The sequence below is a fragment of the Nocardia sp. NPDC051463 genome, assembly GCF_040681975.1.
In the GTDB taxonomy this organism is placed as follows: domain Bacteria; phylum Actinomycetota; class Actinomycetes; order Mycobacteriales; family Mycobacteriaceae; genus Nocardia.
Genome location: NZ_JBFBAB010000004.1, coordinates 1 through 9,036 on the forward strand (window position 1 = coordinate 1; position 9,036 = coordinate 9,036).

The 9,036-nt window shown below is 64.7% G+C and carries 12 protein-coding genes; 3 read left to right on the forward strand and 9 right to left on the reverse strand.

Annotation, left to right across the window (positions count from 1 at the left end):
- Positions 1-128 precede the first annotated feature (128 nt).
- The 6 genes from AB0M74_RS09000 to AB0M74_RS09025 all read right to left on the reverse strand — a co-directional run bounded on the left by AB0M74_RS09000 (position 129) and on the right by AB0M74_RS09025 (position 3,990).
- A complete protein-coding gene (locus tag AB0M74_RS09000; RefSeq protein ID WP_364903697.1) occupies positions 129-419 on the reverse strand; it encodes a hypothetical protein in 291 nt (96 codons plus the stop codon).
- A gap of 37 nt (positions 420-456) precedes the next feature.
- A complete protein-coding gene (locus AB0M74_RS09005) occupies positions 457-753 on the reverse strand; it encodes a WXG100 family type VII secretion target (RefSeq protein WP_364903700.1) in 297 nt (98 codons plus the stop codon).
- A gap of 89 nt (positions 754-842) precedes the next feature.
- Positions 843-1,634 carry an ESX secretion-associated protein EspG gene (locus tag AB0M74_RS09010; protein WP_364903703.1) on the reverse strand — a complete coding sequence of 264 codons (792 nt, stop codon included), beginning with the start codon at positions 1,632-1,634 and terminating at the stop codon, positions 843-845.
- Positions 1,635-1,659: 25 nt separating this feature from the next.
- Positions 1,660-2,658, reverse strand: a complete 999-nt coding sequence (locus AB0M74_RS09015; protein WP_364903706.1) for a PPE domain-containing protein — start codon at positions 2,656-2,658, stop codon at positions 1,660-1,662.
- A gap of 15 nt (positions 2,659-2,673) precedes the next feature.
- On the reverse strand, positions 2,674-2,970 hold the full coding sequence (locus tag AB0M74_RS09020; protein ID WP_364903709.1) for a PE domain-containing protein: 297 nt from the start codon (positions 2,968-2,970) through the stop codon (positions 2,674-2,676).
- Positions 2,971-2,982: 12 nt separating this feature from the next.
- Positions 2,983-3,990: a hypothetical protein gene (locus tag AB0M74_RS09025; RefSeq protein WP_364903712.1), complete on the reverse strand. Its 1,008-nt coding sequence runs from the start codon at positions 3,988-3,990 to the stop codon at positions 2,983-2,985.
- Positions 3,991-4,035: 45 nt separating this feature from the next.
- Here AB0M74_RS09025 and AB0M74_RS09030 point away from each other — a divergent pair, with 45 nt between their 5' ends.
- Positions 4,036-4,230 carry a hypothetical protein gene (locus tag AB0M74_RS09030; protein WP_364903715.1) on the forward strand — a complete coding sequence of 65 codons (195 nt, stop codon included), beginning with the start codon at positions 4,036-4,038 and terminating at the stop codon, positions 4,228-4,230.
- Positions 4,231-4,355: 125 nt separating this feature from the next.
- Here the strand turns inward: AB0M74_RS09030 and AB0M74_RS09035 are convergent, their stop codons facing one another.
- The 3 genes from AB0M74_RS09035 to AB0M74_RS09045 form a co-directional block, all read right to left on the reverse strand.
- Positions 4,356-4,673 (reverse strand): hypothetical protein, encoded by a 318-nt coding sequence (locus AB0M74_RS09035; protein ID WP_364903718.1) that lies wholly within the window; start codon positions 4,671-4,673, stop codon positions 4,356-4,358.
- 120 nt (positions 4,674-4,793) lie between these two features.
- A complete protein-coding gene (locus AB0M74_RS09040) occupies positions 4,794-5,093 on the reverse strand; it encodes a YbaB/EbfC family nucleoid-associated protein (protein ID WP_364903721.1) in 300 nt (99 codons plus the stop codon).
- Entirely contained in the window at positions 5,090-5,404 is a 315-nt protein-coding gene (locus AB0M74_RS09045) for a hypothetical protein (protein WP_364903724.1), read from the reverse strand. The genes AB0M74_RS09040 and AB0M74_RS09045 overlap by 4 nt, the downstream gene beginning before the upstream one ends.
- Positions 5,405-5,693: 289 nt before the next feature.
- On the opposite strand from AB0M74_RS09045, the gene AB0M74_RS09050 reads away from it, so the two are divergent.
- Entirely contained in the window at positions 5,694-7,736 is a 2,043-nt protein-coding gene (locus AB0M74_RS09050; protein WP_364903727.1) for a hypothetical protein, read from the forward strand.
- Positions 7,733-8,515, forward strand: coding sequence for an ESX secretion-associated protein EspG (locus AB0M74_RS09055; protein ID WP_364903730.1), 783 nt, complete (start codon positions 7,733-7,735; stop codon positions 8,513-8,515). Before AB0M74_RS09050 ends, AB0M74_RS09055 begins: the two co-directional genes overlap by 4 nt.
- Positions 8,516-9,036 lie beyond the last annotated feature (521 nt).

The following is a 9,036-nucleotide window of genomic DNA, read 5'->3' on the forward strand; positions in this document are numbered from 1 at the left end:
AGCTGATCACCGAACCGGGCCAAATCCTCCTGAAACGACACGATCGCCGCAACCTCTCAAATCGAGAGTGTTGCGACGATCGCGTGAACCCGCCGAATGGTGAACGGGCCGTTCGGAACCGGTTCGAGCTACATCCCGGCGAAGCTGTCGTACACCTTCTTGTCGGCATGTTGGGCATTGCCGAGCGCCCGGTCGACAGCGTCACGCAGGTTCTCGAGCTGCGTGGCAGTGTCCGAGAACTCGCCCTCCCACCTTGTGTGCGCGTCTTTGAAGGATGTGGCCGATTCGTTGTCTTCCCAGGCGACGTTGATCAACTTGTCGGCCGCCGTCTCGAGGTGCCCGATCTGGGTGCGCAGCGCCTTGTAGTGGTCGTCGAGCTGATCCATCAGCGGGACCAGGAATTTGGGGTCGTAGAGCATGTCGAGTCCTTTCTAGAATGTGCTGGTCGGCGCGGCGCTAGACCAGATTGGTGAAGTTGTCGACGTTGCTGGCGTCGACTTTGCTCTTGACGTCGCCACCCTCGAAGATCAAGGAGGTCATATCGTCCAGCTTGGCCCGCAAACGATCCCCTTCTTTCTGCCACTCCACGGCGGCTTTGCCACACGCGGTGTTGGCATCGCCCTGCCAGCCGGGCTTGGCGGCGTCGATGTCGTGGCCGATGTTGTTGATCGTCTTCTTGATCTCACCGACTGCTGTCATGAAATCGTTCACGACCTGGGCGGCGGCGGCATCGTCGAGACTTACCTTGCTCATATTCTGACCCTTCTTCGTCTGCCTTGTTCATGGTGTATTCAGTTGATGTTGCCCATACTTCGCGCAGTCAGCCCTCGACGACGCGGAAGCTAGGGCATCCACCTTCCTCCGGGCAACGAGTCGATCAGTGCGGAAACCGCTTGCGCGACCCGATGATCGGAGCCCGGGGTGAAGGTGGACCAGACCCGGAGGTCTTGGGCTGCTCCGGGGCTGGCGACGATGCGACCACGCGCGGTGTCGTACACCGCGACTGCTCCGGATGATCGGGTTGTCGCTCCGTCGGTATTGGCGTAGGCGACGATTTCGGCGTGCGCGAAGCAAGTCGACATGGCGAGCCCGAATTCGATCGCATCATGCTGGTCGGCGACACCGAGCGTGTACAGCGCCTGGGTGAAGTCGCTCGAGGTCGAGGCGCCGTCGAACCGCGCGCGCAGGTCATCGGCAAGCGCGCTGAAACTGGCGATCGGCGCGGGCACACACGCGCCGAGAGCGGCAAGTATCGGGCGAGCCAATGCGGCTGCGCCACCGTCGGCCCAGGTCGTGCGGACGTCGAAGCCGTTGCCGGTTCGGGTTGCCAGCGCATGTTCGGCGCCCCTGCGCGCCAGGCAGACTCGGATCGGCCCGGCCTCGGTGTAGATACGCGCCACCAACTCGCGATCCGGCTGCGCAAGCACCCGCAGCGCGCTGGCGAGGTCGTTGTCCACCTCGTCGTAGCGGTCGACCAGGCCGGCGCCGCGCAGGTCGGACAATGCCTCCTGCTGCGCGGCCTGCCACGCGTCGACCGAATCCTGTTGCGGACCAACGCCGAGCACCAGCGGCAGAGTCTGCACGCCGAGCAGGCCGGACACAGCGAGCAGACCATCGTTCGTCAACGTCGGCACATCGGCCTCCTACACCTCGGCGGTGTCACGGCTGCGCCTGAACCTGGGCGGGCACCGGCTCGGCGGAGGCGGGCGCACGAGCGCCCTGTTCGGCAGCGGCACCGAGCACCGGTGGCGCCGCGTCGAAACCCGCCTCGATGTTCAGCCCCTCGCCGGGACGTGATTGTGCGCCCACTCCGGCGCGAACGGTGCGTTCGGCTTCGCCCATACCACCGGCCGGAGCCATACTGCCGGGCACCATCTGGCCCGCACCACTGTCGGTCGCGACCATAGCTGGTTGCACCGCGACAGTTTCCGCGGTGGACACCGCCTGGGTGAAGGTCTGCGCCTGGTACGCCGTTTGCACACGCGGCATCGAGGTGAGCCCCGCGAAGTTGGGCACGAAACCCCCGCGTGGCATGGCCGGATTCGCCGCGGTTGGCGCCGCGGACGCGGCACTCTGCTCGGCCTCCAGCGCGACACTCGTGGCGATCACCGGTGGATGCGTCTGCGGCCACGGGGCGGCCAATGGTGTGGTCGCCGACTCGTAGCTCTGCATCACCCGTGCGGCGTTCGCCTTCGCGAGATCCTGCTCGCCGTCGACCTGCGCCGCCGCCGCGACAAGTGGCGCTCCGAGCGCGGCACCTGCCTGTTCGATCCCCTTCTTCGCCGCTTCCAGCGCCGCGATCTCTGCGACGTGCGGCATCGCGAGCCTGGCCACTTCGTAGGCTATGGCTTGGCCGGCCGTCCGTGTCGCATTCTGCCCGGCGGCCGCCGCCGCGTCGACGAGCCAATCACGCAGTTTGGTGATCCGCTCCAGCACGACGTCGCTCTCGGAGGAGCGCCAAGATTCGCGAATCGCGGCCACAATCTGGTCGTACTCGACGACCGCCGCCCCGAAGCTCGTGGCCAGCTGCGCCCATGCCGTACTGGCATCGGCCATCGGTGTCGCACCGGGGCCCGTTGTCAGATCACGGGCCAACTGCTCGGTCTGCCTGGCCGGCCAGACCACACCGGTGAACCCGATTATTGGTGGTTCGACCATACCCGCACCCCGTTGCTATCTCGCGGCCCCGAAGTCGACCGCATTCTCGTCGTCCATCCGAACAAGCACATCGGTGTGGGAACGTAGAGCAGCGGCCAACTTCCGGACCTCCAAGATGCCCGCGGTGGCAGCCTCGTCATAGGACGAGGCGACACCGCGCAGCGATTCCGCGGCGCGAACCGATACCTCGTCCACTCCTGCGGGTTCGACAGCCAGCGCGGGCAGCCGCTGTCGCAGATCGGTCTCCAGCCGTGCCGCGAGCGTGTCCAGCGCGGTCGCCGACTTGATTGCCTGCGCCGAATCGAATTCCATGGTGTCCTCCTGTCAGAGGGTCAGCGACTTGTCCGGCGAATCGGAATCCAGTGGTCCCGAGACATGTTCTGCCGCGCCGACGACCGGCATCGACACGCCTTCGACGTCGCCGACGACCTCGTTGCCGTGTTGCTCGGTGACCAACAGTCCACGCAGTCCGTCGGTCGATTGTTCTTCGGAACGAGCCATCCCTGCCGCACCCGCGGCGCCACCCATCGGCATCATGCTCGGCGAGGAAGAACCCATGCCGCGCACCGCCGCGGCCTGTGTGGCGGTTGCTGTTTCGACTGCGGGCGTGCTCGTGCCCGCAGCTCCGAAAGCGGTGCCCGCACGAGGACCGTTCCACGGAGTCAACTGGCGCGCTTGGCCTCCCACGCTGACCGCACCACCGCCGCCACCACCCGCGCCGAATGAACCGCCACCGGCGCCACCCAGCTCGGCCTCGCGACGTGCCTTCTCTTCGTCGGTTTCCTTGTCGGCGATCGCCCGCGCCGGATACAGCGCGGTCTGCGCGGCTTGCAACGCCTGCCCACCCGAGGTCGCCAGCTGGGTCAGCGGCTGTACCAACTGCATCAGCTGTTGGATCGCCTGTGTCGGATCGACATTCTTCGGCGCGCCGGTCACCGGCACCTTGGCTCCGGTCTTGGTCATGGCTCCGCTGTGCACGGTGAGTTCACCGCGCGTTTTGGCGATGACCGCGGTTGCCTCGGCGAGCGTCTCGGTCGTCAGCGCGACCAGGAACATCTGGCCCGGCGGAGTGGGCAGGAACGGCACCGATGCCGCGAGCGAGGTCATGAACTTCGCGATGACCGCCGACATCGCTGTGGCGCCCTGGAACACGCTACCCGCCGCAGCGGTGACACCGACCGAAGTGTGGGCACTCTGCGCGGAGACGGCCGTGGCGTCCGAGGCGGCCTGCTGCGATTTCTTGGCCGCGGCCGAAGCGCCCTGTCCCTGCCACAGCATCGACGCTATCTGTAGTGCGGAGGAGCCGAGCGACATAGCCGTCTGCACCACCATCGACACCTGAGACAGCGCCTGTGCCGGGTCGATCTGAGGCAAGCCATGCCCGACGGCCGGTACGACACCGGCGCCACCGGCAGCCGGTTCCACACCGGCGCCGCCGGCTGCCGGGTACTGGCCGGTGCCGATAGCCGGGAGACGGCCGGTGCCGAAGCTGTTGGCCAGATCGGTAATGGGCTTGGCGAGCAGAGACAGGTCGATGACAGGCAGCGGCGGGAACTCCGGCAGCGGCGGTAGGCCCGAAATCTCCGGCAGCGGAGGCAGACCCATGTCCTTCAGGACATCGTTCACCGGCCTGTCCACCGCTTGCCCGATGGCGCTGTGCCGCAAGAGATCGAGAACCGACTGATCGAGCGGTGCGTTCATAGTTGTCTGCTGATCGTCCCGAAGTCGGTGGCCGAGGCGGCTTCGGTGGTGTCGTACAGTGCCGCGCTCTCGTACGCGGCAACCGCGGACATCCCGTACACATGCCCCAATTCGCACACCGATGTCAGATTATTGCCTTGAGCAACGGCGAAGGAGGCCAGGAAATCTTGGCCGATCAGCCCGAAGATCGGGATCGCGGCGGCGATGGTCGCCGCCTGGCTCGTCGCTCCAGCGCACACCACATCGGCCGCCATGGTCGCAGATGTGTCGCCGTACCGGCGGATGGCGTCGGATGCTACTACTATTTCATTCATCGCAAACCCTAGCTGCCGGAAGATGATTGCTCCGTCGTTGCCAAATGTACCGGATTGTGCGCGCCCTGGCTCGACACGAACTACCCAGCACTGGTGAGTCGCCACAACCGGGCGCTTCCGTTACTCTGCGGCCTCTTCGTTGAAGGCGGTGACCAGCTCGGCGCGTTCCGCGAAGGCGCGCAGCGCCGCCTGGCCCGCAGTGCTGACCAGGACCCGCTCGAACTCGGCAGGCGACAATTTCGTTATCCCCGTGGACAATTCCAGCTCTCGCAGCGCACCGCTGCCGTCGACCACCACGGTGACCACGCCATCGGGTGAGGTCTCCCGGGCCCGAACGGCGGTCATCTCGTCGGCGAGGTCGCGCATCCGATTCAGCCTGCGGTGCGCTCGCGCCTCGAGTTCGTCCATCGCTTGACTCATACCGACCTCAACCAACTCTGTGGCTCGACTTCGTATTCGGCTTCTTCGACCAGCTCCTGGCGGGCAACGTCTTCCGGTTTGGGTAGCCCGGTCAGCGCCAGGACATCGGCGGTCAATCCCGCCTTTTCCAGCTCCGCCCGGCGGGCGAGCCCGGCCCGATTCGCCGACTGTCTGCACAATCTGACGATCTCGGCGGCCAACTCCGCTGGTGGGCGGCGCAACTCATCACGCTCGACCTTGATACCGATCGGCAATCCCTGCTCAGTGGTCTCGACCGAGATCGAGCCACTCTTGGACGCGATTGTCCACATAGCATCCCCATCAACTCGTGCCACACGCTGAGGATACGCCCGGGACCTGGATAGCAACAGTCGTGATACCTCGGATCAACCCGACGCCCCAAGGGATTTCGGGGCAAGAGTGTACTGCTATCGCAGGCCATGGAGTAGCTGACACATTGCCACCAATGGGAAGGGCGCCCATCGTGCGAACCCGTGCGTCCGTGCCAGACTGGATCGGATTGTCGGAATAGTCAGGAGCGCCACCTATGGGTGACACCAAGGCCTTGCTGCGGTCGGGGACACGGACTCGGAGGCACAGATGAGTTATCCCGGCCAGCCGAGCCTCGACGTCGGCCCCGTCGCGACGACAACCGCCAAGGACCCATGGACGGACGTCGCAGCCAAGGCGGCAGCCGGGGATATCCGGTTCGAGCCCAACGTCGCTCAGACGTCAGCCGAGGAATGCGCTAAAGCGATCGGCAGAATTATCGGCATCCAGAATGCGATCCCCGGGATGACCCTCGGCCGGGTCAGCCACTTGATGTCCGGCGGCCTGCTAGCGAACCAGTTCAACAACACCGCCAGAGGGCTGAACGACGTATTGGCCACGCACAAGTCGGTGTTGACCGAAATGCTGGCCACGTTCAAAGCCGCGGGCAAGAAATATATCGATACCGACTTGGATTCCGCGGACGGCTTCGACCAGTCGACCAGACAGCGAATGACGACATATTTGGACGGTATCAAACCCCCTACCAATTCGGAAAAATTCGACGTCAAACCGGCGGAATCGTGGAAAGCGCCGAAAGTGGACCAGATGGACGACGGCGACAAAACAAAAATAATCCCGATCGGCAGCAGAGACTATATAAAAGACTCAATGTCGCAAATCGACAAACTACAGGCCGCCGGTATCAATCCGTCCGATTTCGTCAAACCGGCCCAGCTCCCGAGCCAGGCCTTGGACTTCGTGAGCACCACCCAGAGCCAGCCGGAATCACTGCATCTGACCCGGCTGGAAGCCGGCGCCCACGCCGAGAACCCGGGCATACAAACGTGGCAAGACCTGTACGACCTCGGCGTGGCGGCCGAGCAGGCGGTCAAACCGGTGAGCCAGGTCGCCGGGATATGGAAGTCGATGGCAGGCGAACTGGACGACACGATCGGCGCCTTCGCCAAGAACCTGACGAACATAGACCCGGACCTCTGGAGAGGCGACGCTGCTAACGCAGCAAGAGACGCGGTGACGAACTACCACGGGAAAGCCGACGACCTGACCAAGCGCATGAATACCATCAGCTCCATTCTTACTTACACCTCAGAATGGCTGGCGCACACTAAAAAAGGTATGCCAACAGAGCGGAATCCACCGAAGCCGAGCGTTTCTTATTATTCAGATGAGAACGGCTCGTATGCCATGCCCGACGATACCTCGGCCGACACCAACCGAAATCTTGCGATATATCGGCAGAACATGGAAAATAACTATGTTCGCGGAGTCCAAGCGTCTTCAGTGTTCATTCCAACATTGAACGAGTTGCCGGTGACCGCAGTGGAAAAACCCGCCGACCCACAGGATCCCGCCAACGGGGACGGAAACGGGAACGGTGACGGGAACGGCGGTGGGATGAACAACGCCGGCCCCAACGGTGGTGGCGGCCCCGGCCTGAACGGCCCCAACGGCGGCGGCCCCAGCCTCACGAGCCCCACCAACTACAACCCGACCAGCCCACCCCTGGTTCCATCGGGCGCGGGCAACGACTACACATCCTCGCGGTCCGTCGACAGCACCGACCGATCCGCGCCGACCAGCCCATCGGACACGGGTCGCAGTCCGGAAACGTCGGTCCCCCGGTCCGACGGCCTGAGCCAAGCGGCCAACCTCGCGCAGCAGGGCATGGGCGGCGCCGAGAGCGCGATCCAGGCTGCGGCGCAGGCCGCGCAGCAAGCCGCGGCGGCGGGGTCCGGGCTGAACGCAGCCAGGGCCGGACTACCCAGTGGCCTCGGCACGCCCGGCGGTAGTGGTAGCGGGATCGGTGCCGCAAAAATTGGCGGCGGCGGCGGACTGGGTGGCGGCGCCGCGGCGGCCGCCCTGCAGAAGGAAGCCGATGCGGCACGGTTGTTCCCGCGAGCGAACGCCGCCGGACCGGCACCCGCGTCCGCCCTCGGGCGCATGGGCGGAATGTCTGCGGCCGGTATGCCCGCGGCCGGTTCGCCGGGATCACCCGGTGCGGCCGGAGCGGGTCAGGGCCAAGGACAGGGTAAGGAAAACAAGCGCCCCAACTACCTCAATTCCGACAAGCACCTGGAGGAGGCGCTGGGTGACGCGCCGACAGTGGTGAGGGCCGTTGTGGAGAAATGACCCGAACCTGGAAATTCACCGACCTCGAGTTCGTCGTCGCCTGGGAGACTTACCAGGCCGACATCCTTCCGGCCCCGTTCGTATTCACGAGCCGGACTCCGCTGTACGACGACTACCAGCGTGAGAAACGGGAGCTCCGAGCACAACTGGGCACTACGCTCGACGATAATCTCGCGCGGGTGATGGATGTAGTCGCGCGGCCGGACATCCGAGTCGAACTGCACGGTTGGGGTGCCGACAGCGAGGACGCCGAGAGCCAAATCCGGCTGCTGGCGGTCCGCCATGCGGGCGACGGATACCTGCTCGAACAGCTTCCTGGCGAAACTGCCTGGCACAGTGGCGGTTACACGATCACCGAATGCGCGCCGCTGGAGCTCGCCGATGTGCTGCTGGCCGAGCTGCCCGAGGTAGCAGCGGGCCAGCTCGGAGACATCGTGCTCGCCGAGCAGACCAAAGGCGCCGACCTCGACTACTCCTACGGCCGGTCGTTCATCAACGACTCCTTCGACGACACCGTCGAACGGCAGGCCGACCAATTCGTCCGCGCTCCGAGCACCGGCGAGGGAATCATCAATATCGAGCAAGGAATCTCGCGGTTCGGCCCGCGCGGGATAACCCGCAGACGCCTGTGCTGGCGCGACCTGGAAGGCGACGGGCGCTACGCGATCACCACCGCGATCCCTCCGGTCGCGGTGCCTGCCGACACCAAACGGCTCACCACACTGCTGAACTCCGGTATCGCCGAAGTGGTGAAGGCCATCAGGGACGAACGGCGATAGGCCCGACAGCGCACGGCAACCCCCTGCCCGTGGCAGTCCACCGAATTCGGTTGCGAACCCCTTTTGTTGTTGTCGGGTCAGTCTGTGATTTTGCCGTCTTTGCGTGGGGTTTGTTGGTCGGGTCGGGTGGGGTGGAGGCTGGTGAGATTGTCGTCGTCGATGGTGAGTTCGGCGACGTAAGCCTTTGTGCATCGACTGCATTCCCAGGTAGAGATTGTTCAGAGCTTGGCTGTTGTTGATACTTCGCAGCAGGGAATGGTCGTAGATAGTACGCGCGCCGCCGACGATCGAATCGCGCAGTTCTTCCCGAATAGTGTTCTTTCGGACTGTGGTCGGGAGATCCGGTACTCCCGCTTCTTCTCACCTGCTGTCGGTTCTACCTTGGAATTATTCGACGCGGTGGATGGCTCCGGAGCATCCGGGGATTCCGCCGAAGGCTCGAGCGCATTGTGCTGTTGCTGTCCCACCGTGCCCGCAGACTCGGGCGCACTTTCCACGGAGCCGTCAGCAGCGCTCGGAGG

Excerpts from the sequence above, each read along its gene's own strand:
- AB0M74_RS09000 (WP_364903697.1), bottom strand. The coding sequence starts at position 419 with ATGCTCTACGACCCCAAATTCCTGGTCCCGCTGATGGATCAGCTCGAC.
- AB0M74_RS09020 (WP_364903709.1), bottom strand. The coding sequence starts at position 2,970 with ATGGAATTCGATTCGGCGCAGGCAATCAAGTCGGCGACCGCGCTGGAC.
- AB0M74_RS09030 (WP_364903715.1), top strand. The coding sequence starts at position 4,036 with ATGCCCGACGGCCGGTACGACACCGGCGCCACCGGCAGCCGGTTCCAC.
- AB0M74_RS09005 (WP_364903700.1), bottom strand. The coding sequence starts at position 753 with ATGAGCAAGGTAAGTCTCGACGATGCCGCCGCCGCCCAGGTCGTGAAC.
- AB0M74_RS09045 (WP_364903724.1), bottom strand. The coding sequence starts at position 5,404 with ATGTGGACAATCGCGTCCAAGAGTGGCTCGATCTCGGTCGAGACCACT.
- AB0M74_RS09015 (WP_364903706.1), bottom strand. The coding sequence starts at position 2,658 with ATGGTCGAACCACCAATAATCGGGTTCACCGGTGTGGTCTGGCCGGCC.
- AB0M74_RS09035 (WP_364903718.1), bottom strand. The coding sequence starts at position 4,673 with ATGAATGAAATAGTAGTAGCATCCGACGCCATCCGCCGGTACGGCGAC.
- AB0M74_RS09050 (WP_364903727.1), top strand. The coding sequence starts at position 5,694 with ATGAGTTATCCCGGCCAGCCGAGCCTCGACGTCGGCCCCGTCGCGACG.
- AB0M74_RS09055 (WP_364903730.1), top strand. The coding sequence starts at position 7,733 with ATGACCCGAACCTGGAAATTCACCGACCTCGAGTTCGTCGTCGCCTGG.
- AB0M74_RS09040 (WP_364903721.1), bottom strand. The coding sequence starts at position 5,093 with ATGAGTCAAGCGATGGACGAACTCGAGGCGCGAGCGCACCGCAGGCTG.
- AB0M74_RS09025 (WP_364903712.1), bottom strand. The coding sequence starts at position 3,990 with ATGGTGGTGCAGACGGCTATGTCGCTCGGCTCCTCCGCACTACAGATA.